Below are 17,012 nucleotides of genomic sequence, written 5' to 3' on the forward strand. Positions count from 1 at the left end.
ATTTCGTACCTAGTTTTAAATCGGCTTATCCTGAAGTTAATAGTACTAAGCAGTTTAGCCAATTTCTTAAAAATAATTGTCACAAGCTAAGTGATGAAGTTAGTCAAGCCTTCAATTGTGGGAGGCTGTGGCCTAAGTTTGTTAAAGTGAATTATTACTTTGGCCTTATTCTGGTTAACCAAGAGCAACGTTTTAACTGGGTGAAGGTGACTTTTTTGGCGAAACTGTTTAAAAATTATAAAATTAAATTCGTGGTTTAAGAAAAAAACTGTTTATGAATTAACTGCCATTGTTCGGTAAAATTTTCGGTAGGCCTTTTAGTAAATTCACTGCGGATAAACTGATTAATACGCCCGTCGGCAAAACAGATTAACATGTTAGCAATTATGCTTTCGTCAGCAGGTAAGGTTTTGCCTTCGCGCAACTTACGTTCGCGTAACACTTGCTTCAATTGTGTTTCTAAGCGTTCAAATAATTGGGCGATACGTTGTCTTAATCTATCTTGTTCACCCATCAAAGCATCACCATTCAAGATACGCGTAATCCCTGGGTTTTTTTCAGCAAAACCCAATATAAGATGCAATATAAGTTGGCAGCGAGTAGCAGTGTCTTTTTCTTCATTTATAATTTTATTGATCCGGGAGAATAAAGTTTCTTCAATGAATTCAATCAAACCCTCAAACATTCGTGCCTTACTTGGAAAATGACGATACAGAGCCGCTTCAGATACACCAACATGTGCAGCTAGTTTGGCTGTAGTGATACGTTGTCCTGGATTTGTTTGCAACATACTCGCCAGTGCTTGAAGGATTTGCGCTCGGCGATTTGGACGTTTTGTAGCTGGCATTGTGGATTCCTAGGCGAAAGTGGCGTCAGCCGTTAGTGTCTTCGTTATATCTTTGGGCTACTAGTCGCATTAACTGACTTGCTAATAATTGTTTATCGGCAACATCTAGCTTTTTTTCACCCTTTGACCAAAATACTGTTAGCGCATTCTGTTCACTATTAAAACCGATTGTACTATCAGATACATCGTTTGCAGCAATCATACTCAGTTTTTTACGCTGTAATTTGCTTAACGCATGCTCGCGCAGTTTTTGTGTCTCTGCCGCGAAACCTACAGTAAAAGGAGCATTATCTAGATGTGCCACATCACTAAGAATATCAGGGTTTTTAATAAAAGTAAGTGTTAACTCACTTTCAGATTTTTTAATTTTTTGATTGCTTTTTCGTTGTACTCGGTAATCGGCTACTGCAGCACATCCAATGAAAATATCGCAATTATGAATAGTTTGCATCACAGCTTCGTGCATTTGCTGTGCACTGGATACCGATAATGTGTGTATTTTTGCCGGTGGAAGCAAATTAACAGGGCCACTGATTAAGGTGACTGTTGCCCCTAGTTGTTGAGCCGCGATAGCTAAGGCGTAACCCATTTTTCCAGAACTATGGTTAGACAAGTAACGCACGGGGTCAATTTCTTCACGAGTGGGACCAGCAGTGATAGTAATTCGTTTTCCAGTCAACAATAATTCGATCGTTTCTTGTTCCAGTAAATCTGCGATATCTTGTGGCTCAAGCATGCGTCCTGGGCCAACATCGCCACAAGCTTGTTGCCCTTGAGCAGGGCCTAAAAACTGTATCTTACGTTGCTCTAATATTTTTAAATTAGCTTGTGTTGCATCTGCAAACCACATCTGCTGATTCATTGCTGGAGCTATAATTATGGGTGCTGGTGTTGCGAGGCACAACGTGGACAGTAAATCGTCTGCTAATCCATGCGTTAGCTTAGCTATAAAATTTGCTGTTGCAGGTGCAACTAATAATTTATCTGCCCAACGTGCTAGTTCAATATGACCCATGGCAGCTTCTGCATCTTTATTTAACAAATCGTCAGAAACCATGTTGCCTGAAACAGCCTGTAAAGCTAATGGACTGACAAACTCCTTAGCCGACTGGGTCATGACCACACGTACTTTCGCGCCTTTAGCAACAAGTTTACGCACTAAATCTGGGGTTTTATAGGCTGCAATGCCGCCAGTAACGCCTAGGATAATATTGGTGTTTTTGAGTTGCATGGGCTCTTTTGGGTTTGTTGCTGGGCTCATAAAATACATTATTGGCTGGAATAGCATCTATTTGCTAGGCTTATTTTGAAGTTTGCACAGTATTAACGTCAAAACTGCAACTGATAATTAACATTAAGGCATGGATGCATGAAAATTACAGATTGGCCCAAATATGAACGTCCCAGGGAAAAGCTCTTAGCAAGAGGTGCTGATACACTTACTGACTCAGAACTTCTAGCCATCTTTCTGCGTACGGGTGTAAAAGGTTATAGTGCCATTGATATTGCTAGAAATCTACTCTCGGAATTTGGTAGTTTGCGAAGATTGCTAGGTGCTTCTGAACATGATTTTTGTCAGACAAAAGGTTTAGGTCAGGCTAAATTCGCTCAACTGCAAGCTTGTTTGGAAATGAGCCAACGATATATGGCTGAAACACTCGACAAAAGCGATGCATTTAACTCAGTAGAGCAAACTCAAGCATATCTAATCGCTAAATTAAGAGATGAACGACATGAAGTGTTTGCAATGTTATTACTCGACAGTCAACATCGACTCATAAAATATCGCCCAATGTTTCATGGCACTATTGATAGCGCATCTGTTTATCCACGTGTTTTAGTACAACAAGCATTACTAGATAATGCCGCGGCGGTAATACTCGCTCATAATCATCCTTCTGGTATCGCAGAGCCAAGCAAAGCCGACAAAAGTATAACCAAACGAATCATTGACGCCTTTAGTTTAATGGATATTAAAGTGCTTGATCACTTTGTGATTGGCGACGGAGTTGCGGTGTCGTTTGCGCAGAGAGGTTTGTTATGAATTAGTGGCTATTTTTAATAAACAGGGTCGTAGTGAGAAAATCAGCACCTCAATTTAGCTTGTTGCTCATTACTCCCAGATACAGTGAGATGATCATAGAACCTTTCAGTTAGATAGATAGAGGAATAGCGACACAGTATATATCAAGTATTAATATTTCATTAATCTGCATGTTTTAATATTATTTTTTAAACCTATTTGAACATCTTGCAAATAATCAAACTTAAATCTCTAAATTCAGTGATTTTACGCAAATACCATTTTGAGTCTTGACTTACAGTTAGGCTGCGTCGTTTTGATTTTTTATGCGGTACAAATTGAGTCTGTAGATGACATTAATGGCTTCAGAATGATTTGAAAACTCTTATTCTGGCTAAAAAATTGTACAATTATACAAGTCAGATGCATGTAATTATAAATATTTTAAAGTGTGATGATGCAGTTAGGTTGATTATTTAAGAGCTCAAACAGCGAATATTGGAAATGACAGAAAGTCTACATTGCCACAATAGTCTGATTGATAGGTGGAGAGACTTGCAGTATGCAGCGAAATCTTTTAAGAACTGACCTTACATTTTTACTGCAACAATAATCGTTCCGCTGTCCGGGCTAGAACATAAGTAAAACGGTTTGAGCATTTGACATTTTTATCATCAGGGAAGAGCTGCTAAATAATACCTACATATGGAAGTTGTATTCAAATTCACCAAGATTAAACAACTTTGGCGTTATACTAGATTGGATAAATCCACTATCAAGTAAATGTTTTTTGAATCAATGGACAATGGACAATGGAAATCGAAGAACCTATGATAGATACAGTCTAAAACCGGTGTGAAAATTATTAGTGTAGTTGGTGCTAAAATCAATTAAGGATGCCAATAGAGTTTGGTCGGTTTGAGGGTATTCAACATTGGTAGAAAAGTAATATTTAGGGATTTAGATTATAGCCTTATTCGTTCGAAATGAGCTTAAAAATAGTTAGTGATATTAAAATAAAGGCTATCGTAAAAAATCAAAAAAAAGTCAAATACTTATGTTGTAAAAACAAGCATTTTTCTATTTTAGAAACAAACAATAGACATCAATTTTAATTATGCGTAAGTAAATTTTTTTTTGAGGAAAACGCTACAAAGTCGAAAAAACAATGAATAGATAGCCTATTTGAGCTGTTAGGTACAAAAGAGTTGTTTTTCCGCACTTTATTCTTGAACTCACCCCTCGTTTACTGTATAAAATGCGCCCTCTTGTTAATAGCGTTAGCTGACACATAGATTGGTTAAAATTGATTGTGAATCAGAGCTAAATTTTTTTAGATTGTTTGGAGACAAAGGCCATGGCCAAAGTATGTCAAGTTACAGGCAAGCGTCCAGCGGTAGGTAATAACCGCTCTCACGCTAAAAATTCGACTCGTCGTCGTTTTTTGCCAAACCTTCAGTCCCACCGTTTTTGGGTTGAGAGTGAGAACCGTTTCGTGAAATTGCGTTTATCTGTTAAGGGTATGCGTATTATTGATAAAAAAGGCATTGATACAGTATTGTCTGATATGCGTGCCAACGGTTTCAAAGTTTAAGGATACAGATTATGCGCGAAAAAATAAAATTAGTGTCTAGTGCTGGTACAGGCTTTTATTACACTACAGATAAAAACAAACGTAATATGCCCGGAAAAATGGAGATCAAAAAGTTTGATCCTAAAATTCGTCAGCATGTTTTGTTTAAAGAAGCCAAAATCAAGTAAATTATTGTTTTTGTCTCCTTAAGAACCCGGCACCTGCCGGGTTTTTTGCGTTTACACCTTGTGTCATAATCCCATTACTTATTTATTGGGCTTTATTTTTTCATGATTAGGTTATCTCAACGAGCTTGGAACAATGTCATCATTGTCAGTATGTTAATACTGATTATGCTATTTAATTTCAGCAGTCATTTTTTAAATAATGGAAGCAATGAAGTGCTAAATTTGTCTTCTCTTGTGCCTGCCAATACGACCATTACCATCATGGAGTTTGACCGAGAAAAAGTTGAACGGATAGGACAAGGCTGGCGCACAATATCTGGGGTGTATAGCAATGAGAGGATTGCTAGCTTAGTCGAACGTTGGGGCAACGCAGAAGTTAGTTTATTTGAGCAAGGTCCTAATTGGCAGTCGCCATCACCATCCTCAACGGTAAAGCTCTGGTTTGCTGGGCAAGTTTTGCCCACCGAGTATCAGTTTATTCAACTGGTAGATAAAACCTTAGTGAAAATAGATAAAAAAATGTATCACTTAATTAGCCCCAGTTATCAAATGTTAACCATATCAGAGTAAAACATGCCTGAATTACCGGAAGTAGAAGTGAGTCGATTGGGTATTAGCCCCCACCTTGAAAATCAAATTATTCAAACAATCATTGTTCGAAAACGACAACTACGTTGGCTTATTCCAGAGGCCATACATCAAGCTGAAGGTTTAATGATCAACTCAATCCGTCGCAGAGCGAAGTATTTATTGTTAGATACATGTAAAGGCAGCATTGTTTTGCATTTGGGCATGTCGGGTAAGCTATGTGTGGTGAATTGCGACACCGAAGTAAAAAAGCATGATCATTTAGATATTGTTATGCAAAACGGGGTATGTCTGCGTTTTAATGATGCGCGAAGATTCGGTTCTTGCTTATGGCAAGGGTGCAATGAACCTACACTAAGTCTATTAGCGTCACTTGGTCCTGAACCGTTAACTGAAGAATTTGATGGGAACAGACTGTTTGAATTATCACGCAGTAAATCCGTAGCTGTAAAAAAATTTATAATGGATAACAAAGTGGTAGTGGGGGTGGGTAATATTTATGCTAACGAATCTTTATTTATTGCCGGTATAGATCCGAGAAAATCTGCTAATAAAGTGACCAAAAAGCGTTATTTGCAACTTGCAGACGTTATTAAAAAGGTTTTGGCTAGCGCTATCGAGCAAGGTGGTACTACTCTTAAAGACTTTGTGCAGGCAGATGGACAGCCCGGCTATTTTTCGCAACAACTGCTGGTCTATGGCCGGGCGGGTGAAAACTGCGATGCCTGCCTGTCACCCATTAAATCAGTGACCATTGGGCAGCGTAATACTTTTTACTGTGACACCTGCCAGCGCTAATAAAAGGCTCTTAGCGCTGTCTAGTTATTATGTAGTTTTTGTTGTAGGGCATCTATCACAGCTGGGTGACAAAATTCGTTTACACGGCCTCTGTGCAAAGCTACTTCTTTAACCAAGGTGGATGAAATAAACGAATTTTCTTCAGCAGGTGTCATAAATACACTTTCCAAATCTGGATTAAGCCTTCTGTTCATATTCGCTAGTTGAAATTCATATTCAAAATCAGAAACTGCGCGAAGACCTCGAATTAAAACACTCGCACCTTGACTCTCTGCAAAATCAGCCAGTAATCCTTTAAAACCTATTACTTCAACATTATCCAAATGTGCGGTTACTTGTTTAATGAGTTCGACTCGTTCTTCTAAGCTAAACAAAGGCTGTTTACTTGGATTAGAAGCCACGCCAACAATCACTTCGTTAAACATTTTGGCTGCGCGTTCAATTAGGTCTGCATGACCGTTAGTAACAGGGTCGAACGTACCTGGATATATCGCTTTTCTATGCATAATTGACCTTATTGCTTAATTTCTTTTAGGCTAACCCGATTAGGATGAATTTTGCTAATTTATTTGTATTAATGGTGTATATCAAAATTTGCAATAGCCTAGCTTTTTTCGCATTTTAAATTGTCGTAATGAGCTATGTGGTTTAGTTATCGACTCTGCGGATAGTGATTGGATTATTTTCTTTGCAACATCTAATACTCTGGCTGAAGACTTGTCATCAAAATTAGCGCGTATCAAGCTAGTATTATATTTGATTTTTTCTAACAATGATTGGGCTGCTTCAAAGGCTTTTTCCATTTAAAGCCATAGAACACAAATACTTTAACGCCTGAAATAAAAAAAGGCGCTAGATTACTAGGTGTAACTACTGCTCGAGGTTTTTAATCCATTTTTTGAGTTATGTTATCTAGAACACGTTCATTTGGATAAAAATAATCGAGATTGAATTCGTTACTTTTGACAAGCCAAGATACGTCATCCAAACGCCGACGTATTTCTTGTTGCAAAGGGTGTGAAATTTCAAAGTCGTAATTGTGAGCAATTTAAAATAGATAGTGCTTCATATTGTTTCCTTAATTATTTCAATAACTTCAGTGGTTGAAGTGGAAGGTATAACGCTTTACAGTATTCGTTTAAATGGTCAAACCAACTTTACTAGGCATCACCCATGAGCAAAATACCAGCATTTTTTGTGTCAATATATTCGGGTTTAAATCCATTTATCCTCGACGAATACTTCGTCAACAAACTTCAGTGAAGAATTATTTCCAATCGACTTTTTAATGAATAAATAGGTTATCAAGTCTTACAGGTTTATTAAACCACTACATCTACTATTAGATGGTTTTCTAATGATCTTGCGTGCTTGGGCATTTGATATAATCGGTGTGTATTGCATCATATGTATGGAATGTTATGACTCTACTCACTGCTCACCTATTTATTGATAAACTGACATTTTATTAAAGCCTTTACTTAGGCTCATTGTTCTTAGCATTCGTGCAATATATTCCGTATGATATCGGTTAGTTAAAGATTAGTAAAAGCCGCGGTTCGACAATGACTGAGTGACTTATATACTTGGTCATTTAATCAGTATGTTTAAAGATCGGTTATTTGCATGGGCAGTGCCCAAGAAAAAAAGATATTTTATTGGGGATAATGTTGATAAAAGTTAGGCAGGTACATCTTTACTGTTTTTATATTTGTATATTATGGTCAATTAAGGGGTGGTGTTCTCCTTGGATTGGTACACTTGAACCGCATTTGCATCAAGACTTGCAAGTGTTAGTGGAGTGGGAGGTGTTAGATGCATCAGTAAGCAGTTATCCTGTTCCTTGGAAAGGCATTACGGAGCAGTTAGAAAAACTCCAGGTACAAACTCTTCCTAGTATTCCTGCCATCTCCGCGCAGCGATTGAAGCATTATTTACAAGCCCTTAAAAAACAAAAAGGTCAGACTGTTATCAGCCTATATGGCGCAACAGACGACAGCAGATTTGTTGGGTTAAATGGTGTTCAAGCTGAAAAAATCAAACTCAATGTAACTAAAGAGTTTTATGCTGGTCGTTGGGCTGGGCAAGTATCTGCTAACCATGAACGGAGCGGAAAAAGTCACTTTGACCAAAGTTTTCTAGCTTATCAATTTGGTGATTGGAATTTACGAGTGGGCTCATTGAACCAGTGGTGGGGGCCAGCAAAATCTAGCAGTCTTATTATGTCTAATAATGCTAGACCGGTTCCCTCAATCAACTTTTCACGTTCCCAAGCCATACGTTCTGAAAATGAGTGGTTGGGGTATCTCGGCCCTTGGTTTCTGACTGCGCAAATTGGACAGTTAGAGAGTCAAAGAGCTGTGCCGGATACTAAGTTGTGGATGACGCGTTTTAATTTCAGTCCCATGTCTGGTTTAGAGCTGGGGTTGTCTTGGAGTGCAATGTGGGGCGGTAAAGGGCAACCTCATTCCATTAGTGATTGGTTTAAAGTGGTGACCTTTCAAATAGAATGTGAAAACGGTGCGGCGACTTGTGATAATGCCTTAGATTCTAAACTCGGTAACCATCTTGCAGGTTTGGATTTCAAATACAGCATGATGATGTTCGATCGGCCTTTTAGTATTTATGGACAACGTATTGGTGAAGATGCGGTTGATTATTATCGTGTAACTGATAATGCTAATTTGATTGGTCTATCAACCTACCTATGGGGCAATAAAGTGTTTATCGAGTCTAGTGATACCAATATCGCTTGCTCTAATGTCGGCACTAATGAAAAAAGTTGTTATTATGAGCATGAGACTTATCAATCAGGCTATCGTCGATATGGCCGCGCTATAGGCAGTAGTTTTGATAGTGATGCGAAGATGCTTACGTTAGGTATCAATAAAAACTTTCACAATGGCGCTCTTTTTGAACTGATTCTTAATCGCTTAATACTCAATAAAGATAAAGGCTCGCCTTCACCGGTGTTAAGTGGTCTGAGTGAGGAAGTGCTCAGGTTAAGCGGATTTTATCAAGCAGCCTACGGTGATTGGTTAGTCAAATTAGGTGCAAGCATTGAACATGGAAAAGTAGACGATGCTGATTCTAAAACCGATGTATTAGTATTTACTGAGATTAAATATCGACTTAATTAGCCATTGCCGCTTCGTTATAGGCAGATATTAGTATTTGCCAATCGGCCAGTTGCCAATAAATATTACGTAATCGTTTTTCTTTTTCAAACGATCGCTTTAAACGCGCCATGTTTGAGTTTTTCCAATTACTGCCTTGTCTAATTCCGCATTTATCAAAATCAATTAACCAAACCTCGTTTTCTATACCGAGCATAATGTTGTGGATATTTAAATCGTGGTGATAAATCTGATGATGATGAAATTTGGCAATGGTTTGCCCAATTTTTTTCCATACATCAGCGGTTAAGCTGTTTGCTAGTAAAATATGATGTAAGTCTTTAGCGCTGGGAATTTTTTTTGAAATGATATCGGCTTGGTAATATAAGCCTGTCTTCTTCAACATCGCTGCGATCGGAGTTGGACAATTTAAATCCATATTTTTCATGTGCTGTAGTAGCTTAAATTCTTGCCATGCTCGTGATTTTTCAATACCTGTATACATATATTGATCACTTAGTACTTTTCCAATCAAGCCACCGCGACGATAGTGCCGTAACACATATTCATTTTTGTTATGTTGAAAAAAATAGGTGGTGCCACGGCCGGTTGCTTGTCCTGTTATGGCATTTTGTGTCTTCCAATATTGACCCGTAAACATTTTTGGGACAGGTACAGGGAAATGGCCTGTATCAAACAACATGATGTGGGACTCAACTGCTTTTTGTTGTATGTATGCCATGTAACAATTTTGACTCAGAAATAATATGCGTATTGTATACATAATACTTAGGTAAGTGCAGATTCAGATAGCAGTTTTGTGTGTCAAAAAATTGAATAACTTTCAACTATGAATGGTCGTGTTTTTAGAAAACCACAGCTAGGCTGAGTTGGAATAATTATTAAAAACCAAAATTCGACTCGAAGCAATCGATCTGAAATAAAATAATTTTATTTTTAATCTTTTCAGCATGCTTCCTAGTCTAGTTTCATATCATTTTAATATTCAAGTTAGGTAAGAATTTTAGTAAAATAAATATCCTTTGATTTATCTTCAAGGGCATCTATTTTTGGCTTAAACGGATATTACTACGCACTTTAGACAATCGAGAATTTTCAGTATAACGTCCTTTTGTAACATGATGAATATGAAAAACACCATCAATATGCTTAGGCTCACCATCAGTGCCAAGTAGCCAGCGAAAGGCGGTGTCTTCATAGGTTTTACGCCAACGGTCAGATTCAGTTTGAAATATTGACAGTTTTTCACAATAACCGATAGCACGAGCAACGTCACCATGAACAATTTGAAATGGGCCGCGTGCTTTATCACGGGATTTACCACGCTCGTATAAACTGAAATTTTCTGTTTCTATATCGATAACTTGTGGTTGGGCATCATTTGACAATAATGGGTCATCATCTTTTAACATCTCAGTGATTTTTTCTTCTTTAGGAAAAAACAATGAACCTTTCTCGCCTTGTAAACTATCGGCGAGTGAGTCTAAGCAGTTCTCATGAAAGATAATGTCGCAATCTGTAAACCATATCCAGTCAGCTTCTGTTGACCGCGCAGCCATATTTCGGCCTATGCCACGTCTAAAGAGTTTTCCCTTGGAAAGTGGGTGGAAATTCCAAGTGATATTTGGCATGGTTATTTGACTAAAGAAGTCCAATGTAGCCTTTGTTTTAGTATCTTCTTCAGCATAAAAAACGGTCACAGTTAAATTTAGTTTTGTTGGTGGATAGTTTACAAACGAACTTAATTGATAGGTTAACATGTTGGCATAACCCCAACAGTGACTAACAATTTCTAAATCAAACCTTCCCTTTACTGCCTTGCGATCTACTTCAGCAGGTATTTTATCGCGAAACAATGACTGTGGTAAAATACGACCAAACACTAAACGATAAGCTTGTATAGCAAAGCTATTACAGCCATTTGGTGAAAATGTTTTTGTTTCTATCATGATAAATAAGTAAGCCAAAAAAAGGAATCTATTCTGATAAAAGGATACCATATTGCTTAACATTACTGCCAATCGAACTGAGCGTAGCGAGGACAATCGTGCCATGTTATCGGGATATTCAGCATGAGGGGTAGCAATAACTCCACAAATAAATGAATCTTGCTGCGAAGGTGCTCAAAGCTGAGTTAGATCCCAAGCCTAGTAGATTGTTTAAGGCAGTACGAATGCGTTATGGAAAAAGATAATGTTTGCTAGAGCAATAGTAAGTAGTATATGTGTACATAAATTAAAGTGTAGTAAATCTTGATGGCTAACAAGGTACTCATATTTTCCAAGCGTGTTTTGCCTTTGTCCAATACCTTTGTGGCGGCCCAAGGAAATAACCTTCCTAATTTTAAACCTATTTACATTGGGTTACGGAGTAACAAAAGCGGTATCGATTTAATTGATGGTCAATCTACCTGCGTGCAAGAACAATACGAAACACTTCCGGTTATATCAAGATTAATGCTTGATGGTATGCAGCATTTAATGCCTGCCTGGAAAACCGCACTTACCGATTTATCAGCAAACCTTATTCATGCTCATTTTGGGAAAGGGGGGTATTATTGTAGTCCAATCGCAGAGAAGTTGAACCTACCTCTTATTACTACTTTCCATGGTTCTGATATCACTCAAAGAGATAAATTTTCATATAATAAAAAGCACCGCAAGATAGTATTCCAACAGTCATCAAAAATAATTGCCGTGTCTAAGTTTATTGAAAACAAGCTATTAAAAGCAGGATGCCCACCAGAAAAAATCATCCAGCATTATATTGGCATTGATACTCAGTATTTTTCATCAGTGGGCCAAAAAAGTGAACAGCCGACTATTTTATTTGTTGGCAGATTGATAGAGCAAAAGGGTTGCCAGTATTTGATACAAGCAATGAAAATAGTTCAAGCACAATTACCTGAGGCTGAACTAATCATCGCGGGTGATGGCAACTATCAAGAAAAACTAGTGACATCAAGTGCGGACCTTAGAAACATCACTTTCTTAGGCGCGCAAAACAGAACTCAAGTAAAAGCGTTGATGTCTTCAGCTTGGTTAACTTGCTTACCTAGTGTTAAAATGGACAGAGGCAATGAAGAAGGAATGCCAACTGTTTGCATGGAATCACAGGCTATGGGAACTCCAGTGGTAGGGTTCGATACAGGTGGTGTAAGTGAAGGTGTCGAACATGGCGTTACAGGGCTATTGTCCCCCGAAAAAAATATCGAGCAATTAGCAAAAAACCTATTAACGTTATTGAAGTCAAATCCACTAAGAACTTCGTTTTCTAGTGCGGGTGTTGAACGCACAAACAGATTGTTTAATATTAAATGGCAGTGCCAAATCTTAGAGAGTATCTACCAAGAACTCTGTTAAACCGGTCTAGGGTTAAATAATTGACTGCGCCAAAGAAGAGAACACCGTTCTTATAAAAGTCTTCGTTATCACTTACGATTGCTGTCAGTTGAGTAGGGTATATTAGGGCCTTATTACCATTGAATATTAGGTTTTTTTCATTTGTACTCAGTTTCTAATAGACTTTTAATTAACGTATTAGGTGCCATCGACAAAATCATCCTAAATTTTTCAACAGGTGTTAGCGACGCTTTATAATAGCTAAAACATAGGTAGTCATATTTGTTGGTATTCTTTCATGTTGTGATTTTACTCTGAGGAATTTCTATTGATGAATAATCACGTTTTTTGTGAACTACACTCAGACGAAGTTATATTAATTATCGGTAACTCAAGTTCAAACTTTTCAGGTATAACATCGACTATGTTGCAAGTTATGTCTTATCAAAAAGAGCTGCTCAAGCTTTAGCTATCAGTTTTTGGCAAACAGCAAAAATGTGAAGAAAAATGGTAAATAGCTTATTTTTCATGGCCGCCGCGAAGATGAGATGGTCCAATATTTGTTACTAAAGTATTTTTAAGAGTGAAAATCAAGCTAGTGTTTAGTTCTGCCGCGCAACGTAAACATTCTGTGTCAATTGTATCGTTAACTCGAAAAATGGATGTTGTAATTGCAGTCAATAAAAGGTCAGGCGGGTTTTTGTGCGATCCCCTAAACTTAGTCAATCCTCATGGCGTGCAAGTTAATGATTATTTACTTGCCAAGGATAAACAACAAGCTTGAACCGATTTAGGCTTCGATGGTAAATATGGGGTGAGTATTTTAGGCCGTGTTAGAAAACAAAGAAGGGTGCATTTATTTATTAAGTCGTGTTCACAGTTGTTTGACAAGTACCTAGATTACCACTGTGTTGTGGTTGGCTCGATATCACAAAGCAACAAAGAATTTGTTGAGCAGCTAAAAGGGCAAGCCGCAGAGGTTAATATGACCGTTTGGATTATTTTTACAGGTGAGTTGCCATTTGAACAAATACCTAAAATATTTAGTGCTCTGCCTTTGGTGTCAGCACTGAGTGATAACGAGGGATTTGGTTTAACTGTTTTAGAAACTATGGGCACTGGCGCAGCAGTTTTGGCTACTAATGCCGGCGCTTGGGAAGAAATTATTCGACCTGCAGTAGATGGTTATATTGTGGCAGTAAATGTTCAGCAAGCTGTTATTTGACCATCAACGGCAAAAAAATGTGGATAGAGGGGCGAAAGCGAGTCGAGACCAATTATCGCGAAAAAGACGAAGCTACACGTTTAATTGAATTTTTTCGTACTTTACAATAGGGACCCACTAAGGTGTGAGTTAGGCTCGCTTTAAGGTTTATGAAATGAACTAAGAATTTCCAACGTTTTTCGTATGGCACCACTGTTGTGTGCTAATACATGTTTACCAGCATTAGCAGCATGCCTTTTCTGTTCAGGGTTATCTAACCACTTCTTACAAGCTGACTCAATTTGCTGAGCGTTTGACACTGTTAGCAAAGCGCCTTCGCCTGCTAAGGCATGACAAATAGCGGGATTATTATAAATCGAATTACCCATTAAAATTGGTACCCCCACGGCAGCAGGCTCTAGAGCATTATGGCCTCCCTTATCAGCGATACTTCCGCCTACAAAACTGATGTCTGCTAATGCATAGATTGAACGTAGTTTGCCCATTTGATCGCATAGTAGTACCTGAGTAGAAGGTCGGCATGACGTTGCTTCACTCATTAAGATTGTTTCAATATTCTGTTTTTGTAAAAGCTGATAAACCTTTGCAAAGCGCTGAGGATGACGAGGTACAATAATTAACAACAAGGTTGGATAAACTTCCATCAAAGCCAAGTAAGCGTTCAATAAGACCTGTTCTTCTGGTTCATGAGTGCTACCTGCTACTATAATTAAGCGTTGTTCTAAGGTGAAGTTTGTTTTTATGGATTGGCTAACTGCTAAATCATAATCAGAAATCGTCAAATCGAATTTAATGTTGTTAGTTAATGTCAGCTTATCAGGGTTAACACCCAGGGTAAGGTAGTTTAAGTAATCTCTTTGATCTTGAGCACAGACTGCGGTTATTTTTTCGAACATAGGTACAAATAAAGATGGGAACTTTTGATAAGTTTTAGTCGATTTTTCACTCATTCTACCATTTATTATAAAAACAGGAATATTCGAAAGCCAGCATTGATGACATAAATTTGGCCATAATTCCATTTCATTAATGAGCACCTTAGTGGGATGCTCTCTATTCAGAAAAAGCTTCAAAAAAAGTGGGAAGTCATAGGGAAGGTAAGTATGATGAACATTATCAGCAAACAATAATTTTACTCTATCAGCGCCTGTGGTGGTATTGGTGGTGATGGTGATACGTTGCTTAGTGTTTTGTCTTAATAGTTGTTCAACTAAATTTTGTATTGCCACTACTTCACCCACTGAAGCGCAATGGATTAGTAGGCCACTTTTCTGATTATTCTGATTTAGTGTGAAACCATAACGAGATAGACGGGTTTTTGTATATCCTGGTTTGCGCCTTATAAACTGGTAAATAAAGTGACAAAGGGCAAAAGGAATAACCGATAGCCATAATAATGAATAGCCAAGTAATACAATTTTTTGCTTAGTATTTGGATGAAAATCTGTAGTCATGGTTTATCGGGTGCAGGTTAGGGTAAGGAAGACGTAAGTCACTGTAGCAGACTTTACTAAATCACGAAGTAACATTAGTTTAATCTAGACTATAGTGTACTGAATCTAACGGACTGTATCGTAATTGATTTCTATTAAATTGTGGCCTTTTTTAAGCTCATTTATTATAAAAATCACCCCAACGGAGTTTGGTTTTGCATAAAATTTTTCAATCTTTTCGCCTGATTTTTCGAATATTTCTGGGCTGTTTATTATTTTTTGCCTTTTCGGCTGGTAGTCAGGTGCCTGCAGTGCTGGTTGTGGTGAATCCTTCGGTTGAGTCTACCGATGTTAGCGTTGCAAAAATTCGTAGAATTTTTTCTATGCGTCAAACCTTTTGGTCTAATGGTCAAAAAATTACTGTTTACGTTCTTTCAAATCGACACCAAACACACCAAATTTTTAGTACCAAAGTATTGCGTTTGTTTCCTTATCAATTAGATCGTATTTGGGATAAATTAGTGTACTCAGGATTAGGTGAGAGCCCTATCAAGGTGCAAAGTGAGAAGGAAATGCTTGAGCGTGTGAGTCAGAAGCCCGGCGCTATTGGGTACGTTATGCAGCAGTTTAATAATGCCAGTGTCAATGTTATTAAACTGTCGGAGGAGTAAGCAGATATGAAGCTTTTAACAACATTTATTTGCCTAGGGTTAGGATTAATATTTCAATCGGATTATGCAAATGCTAAATCTCTAAAAATAAATGGTTTTGTTGCACAGGGCATTATTCAGGCAAAAAAATCTAACTTTGTGACGGATGATGGTGATGTGTCTTTGAAGCTTACGGAAGTTGGGGTCAATAGTGCTTATCGGATTAACTCTACATTCAGAGTGGCAGGTCAGGCAGTCTATTTAGAAGGTGGGAATCGATACCCCGATGGTTTTAGAGTTGATTATTTATTTTTGGAGTGGCAATTATTTAATAGTCCTTATTGGCGTATTAAAACTCAGATAGGACGTAACAAAAATTATCATTGGTTGTATTCATCAACACGAGATGTGCCTCATACTCGGCCTACTATCGTTCTGCCTCAATCTTTATATTTTGATATTTTGCGTGACGTAGCCTTAGGTGTTGATGGCATAGCGTTGATAGCACAAACGCATAATAAGTTAGGAGAATGGGATCTTAATTTTAGCTACGGTAACTCAAGAATAAGCGCGGAACAGAAAAAGAATTTAGTAGGTCCCAACGCGACTGGAAAGTTGAAACATGATTTTGACACCCAATTTAGCCTATATTGGAGGCCTAAATTAACAAACTTTCAATTTGGCTTTGCTCTGTTAGACGCAGATTTTAGTTACCAACGTGGTGATAACGACACGTTGTTTAGTGGTGATGAAACATCACAAAGATTAATGTTTAATTTTTTATATCAAGGACAACATTGGGAAATTGCTTCAGAAGTGATGCGTGAGCGAACAATTGGCGAAAACATATTATTCTCAGGGTTCTATAGTGATATCACGGCAGAAGGTGGGTATCTTCAAGCGAGGCACTTTTTGTCTAATCAATTAACAGTGCTTGCCAGGTTGGATATATACGACCGAGATAGACAGAACAGAGACGGCCAGAATATTGAAACCTTAAGCCAGGGTTCAGTGCCAGGTTATTTTGGTCTTATGGATCAAGCGACGTTAGGAATTACTTGGAAACTGACTAAAAACACACAGCTACAAGCTGAATATCACAGAGTTAAAGGAACGGGTAGATTAGCACCTATATTTACCCCAGACACAATATTGAATAATAACAAATACTGGGATATGTGGGCTATGCAGCTTATGTACTGGTTTTAA

Annotated in this window: 16 protein-coding genes and 2 pseudogenes; 11 read left to right on the top strand and 7 right to left on the bottom strand. The window is 37.9% G+C overall.

The window, feature by feature from the left end:
• Positions 1 to 260, top strand: a pseudogene (locus QZ562_RS02125) (hypothetical protein); the annotation flags it as partial.
• On the opposite strand, the gene slmA reads toward QZ562_RS02125, so the two are convergent.
• Both slmA and coaBC read right to left on the bottom strand, forming a co-directional pair.
• Complete coding sequence (slmA, locus tag QZ562_RS02130; protein ID WP_293756295.1) at positions 257 to 847, bottom strand: nucleoid occlusion factor SlmA; 591 nt, start codon at positions 845 to 847, stop codon at positions 257 to 259. The pseudogene QZ562_RS02125 and the gene slmA overlap by 4 nt on opposite strands.
• Before the next feature lie 25 nt (positions 848 to 872).
• Positions 873 to 2,078, bottom strand: coding sequence for a bifunctional phosphopantothenoylcysteine decarboxylase/phosphopantothenate--cysteine ligase CoaBC (gene coaBC / locus QZ562_RS02135; RefSeq protein WP_293756403.1), 1,206 nt, complete (start codon positions 2,076 to 2,078; stop codon positions 873 to 875).
• Positions 2,079 to 2,216: 138 nt separating this feature from the next.
• Here coaBC and radC point away from each other — a divergent pair, with 138 nt between their 5' ends.
• From radC to mutM, 5 genes are all read left to right on the top strand, one after another.
• Entirely contained in the window at positions 2,217 to 2,891 is a 675-nt protein-coding gene (gene radC, locus QZ562_RS02140) for a DNA repair protein RadC (protein WP_293756297.1), read from the top strand.
• Positions 2,892 to 4,227: 1,336 nt separating this feature from the next.
• A complete protein-coding gene (gene rpmB, locus QZ562_RS02145; protein ID WP_293756300.1) occupies positions 4,228 to 4,464 on the top strand; it encodes a 50S ribosomal protein L28 in 237 nt (78 codons plus the stop codon).
• Positions 4,465 to 4,475: 11 nt separating this feature from the next.
• Entirely contained in the window at positions 4,476 to 4,631 is a 156-nt protein-coding gene (gene rpmG, locus QZ562_RS02150) for a 50S ribosomal protein L33 (protein ID WP_007625402.1), read from the top strand.
• A 102-nt stretch (positions 4,632 to 4,733) separates the two neighbouring features.
• A complete protein-coding gene (locus tag QZ562_RS02155; RefSeq protein WP_293756302.1) occupies positions 4,734 to 5,201 on the top strand; it encodes a hypothetical protein in 468 nt (155 codons plus the stop codon).
• Positions 5,202 to 5,204: 3 nt separating this feature from the next.
• The gene (gene mutM, locus QZ562_RS02160; RefSeq protein WP_293756305.1) at positions 5,205 to 6,017 is read left to right on the top strand and encodes a bifunctional DNA-formamidopyrimidine glycosylase/DNA-(apurinic or apyrimidinic site) lyase; all 813 of its coding nucleotides are present in this window, start codon (positions 5,205 to 5,207) and stop codon (positions 6,015 to 6,017) included.
• Positions 6,018 to 6,037: 20 nt separating this feature from the next.
• Here the strand turns inward: mutM and coaD are convergent, their stop codons facing one another.
• Both coaD and QZ562_RS02170 read right to left on the bottom strand, forming a co-directional pair.
• Complete coding sequence (gene coaD / locus QZ562_RS02165) at positions 6,038 to 6,523, bottom strand: pantetheine-phosphate adenylyltransferase (protein WP_293756308.1); 486 nt, start codon at positions 6,521 to 6,523, stop codon at positions 6,038 to 6,040.
• 81 nt (positions 6,524 to 6,604) lie between these two features.
• Positions 6,605 to 6,820, bottom strand: a complete 216-nt coding sequence (locus QZ562_RS02170) for a hypothetical protein (RefSeq protein WP_293756310.1) — start codon at positions 6,818 to 6,820, stop codon at positions 6,605 to 6,607.
• A gap of 864 nt (positions 6,821 to 7,684) precedes the next feature.
• On the opposite strand from QZ562_RS02170, the gene QZ562_RS02175 reads away from it, so the two are divergent.
• Positions 7,685 to 9,157 (top strand): capsule assembly Wzi family protein, encoded by a 1,473-nt coding sequence (locus tag QZ562_RS02175; protein ID WP_293756312.1) that lies wholly within the window; start codon positions 7,685 to 7,687, stop codon positions 9,155 to 9,157.
• Here the strand turns inward: QZ562_RS02175 and QZ562_RS02180 are convergent.
• The gene (locus tag QZ562_RS02180; RefSeq protein ID WP_293756315.1) at positions 9,150 to 9,875 is read right to left on the bottom strand and encodes a 3-deoxy-D-manno-octulosonic acid kinase; all 726 of its coding nucleotides are present in this window, start codon (positions 9,873 to 9,875) and stop codon (positions 9,150 to 9,152) included. The two genes, QZ562_RS02175 and QZ562_RS02180, sit on opposite strands and share 8 nt — an antisense overlap.
• A gap of 322 nt (positions 9,876 to 10,197) precedes the next feature.
• Positions 10,198 to 11,103 carry a glycosyltransferase family 2 protein gene (locus QZ562_RS02185; RefSeq protein ID WP_293756318.1) on the bottom strand — a complete coding sequence of 302 codons (906 nt, stop codon included), beginning with the start codon at positions 11,101 to 11,103 and terminating at the stop codon, positions 10,198 to 10,200.
• 306 nt (positions 11,104 to 11,409) lie between these two features.
• Here QZ562_RS02185 and QZ562_RS02190 point away from each other — a divergent pair, with 306 nt between their 5' ends.
• The gene (locus QZ562_RS02190) at positions 11,410 to 12,516 is read left to right on the top strand and encodes a glycosyltransferase (RefSeq protein WP_293756320.1); all 1,107 of its coding nucleotides are present in this window, start codon (positions 11,410 to 11,412) and stop codon (positions 12,514 to 12,516) included.
• A 310-nt stretch (positions 12,517 to 12,826) separates the two neighbouring features.
• Positions 12,827 to 13,830 (top strand): annotated as a pseudogene (locus tag QZ562_RS21210) (glycosyltransferase).
• Between the two features lie 30 nt (positions 13,831 to 13,860).
• Here the strand turns inward: QZ562_RS21210 and QZ562_RS02205 are convergent.
• A complete protein-coding gene (locus tag QZ562_RS02205; RefSeq protein WP_293756328.1) occupies positions 13,861 to 15,174 on the bottom strand; it encodes a 3-deoxy-D-manno-octulosonic acid transferase in 1,314 nt (437 codons plus the stop codon).
• Between the two features lie 194 nt (positions 15,175 to 15,368).
• Between QZ562_RS02205 and QZ562_RS02210 the strand changes: the two genes are divergently transcribed.
• Positions 15,369 to 15,824: a hypothetical protein gene (locus tag QZ562_RS02210; protein ID WP_293756331.1), complete on the top strand. Its 456-nt coding sequence runs from the start codon at positions 15,369 to 15,371 to the stop codon at positions 15,822 to 15,824.
• A gap of 6 nt (positions 15,825 to 15,830) precedes the next feature.
• A complete protein-coding gene (locus QZ562_RS02215) occupies positions 15,831 to 17,012 on the top strand; it encodes a TonB-dependent receptor (protein ID WP_293756333.1) in 1,182 nt (393 codons plus the stop codon).

It is taken from the genome of uncultured Paraglaciecola sp. (assembly GCF_913058035.1).
Classification (GTDB): domain Bacteria; phylum Pseudomonadota; class Gammaproteobacteria; order Enterobacterales; family Alteromonadaceae; genus Paraglaciecola.

Excerpts from the sequence above, each read along its gene's own strand:
- slmA (WP_293756295.1), bottom strand. The coding sequence starts at position 847 with ATGCCAGCTACAAAACGTCCAAATCGCCGAGCGCAAATCCTTCAAGCA.
- coaBC (WP_293756403.1), bottom strand. The coding sequence starts at position 2,078 with ATGCAACTCAAAAACACCAATATTATCCTAGGCGTTACTGGCGGCATT.
- radC (WP_293756297.1), top strand. The coding sequence starts at position 2,217 with ATGAAAATTACAGATTGGCCCAAATATGAACGTCCCAGGGAAAAGCTC.
- rpmB (WP_293756300.1), top strand. The coding sequence starts at position 4,228 with ATGGCCAAAGTATGTCAAGTTACAGGCAAGCGTCCAGCGGTAGGTAAT.
- rpmG (WP_007625402.1), top strand. The coding sequence starts at position 4,476 with ATGCGCGAAAAAATAAAATTAGTGTCTAGTGCTGGTACAGGCTTTTAT.
- QZ562_RS02155 (WP_293756302.1), top strand. The coding sequence starts at position 4,734 with ATGATTAGGTTATCTCAACGAGCTTGGAACAATGTCATCATTGTCAGT.
- mutM (WP_293756305.1), top strand. The coding sequence starts at position 5,205 with ATGCCTGAATTACCGGAAGTAGAAGTGAGTCGATTGGGTATTAGCCCC.
- coaD (WP_293756308.1), bottom strand. The coding sequence starts at position 6,523 with ATGCATAGAAAAGCGATATATCCAGGTACGTTCGACCCTGTTACTAAC.
- QZ562_RS02170 (WP_293756310.1), bottom strand. The coding sequence starts at position 6,820 with ATGGAAAAAGCCTTTGAAGCAGCCCAATCATTGTTAGAAAAAATCAAA.
- QZ562_RS02175 (WP_293756312.1), top strand. The coding sequence starts at position 7,685 with ATGTTGATAAAAGTTAGGCAGGTACATCTTTACTGTTTTTATATTTGT.
- QZ562_RS02180 (WP_293756315.1), bottom strand. The coding sequence starts at position 9,875 with ATGGCATACATACAACAAAAAGCAGTTGAGTCCCACATCATGTTGTTT.
- QZ562_RS02185 (WP_293756318.1), bottom strand. The coding sequence starts at position 11,103 with ATGATAGAAACAAAAACATTTTCACCAAATGGCTGTAATAGCTTTGCT.
- QZ562_RS02190 (WP_293756320.1), top strand. The coding sequence starts at position 11,410 with ATGGCTAACAAGGTACTCATATTTTCCAAGCGTGTTTTGCCTTTGTCC.
- QZ562_RS02205 (WP_293756328.1), bottom strand. The coding sequence starts at position 15,174 with ATGACTACAGATTTTCATCCAAATACTAAGCAAAAAATTGTATTACTT.
- QZ562_RS02215 (WP_293756333.1), top strand. The coding sequence starts at position 15,831 with ATGAAGCTTTTAACAACATTTATTTGCCTAGGGTTAGGATTAATATTT.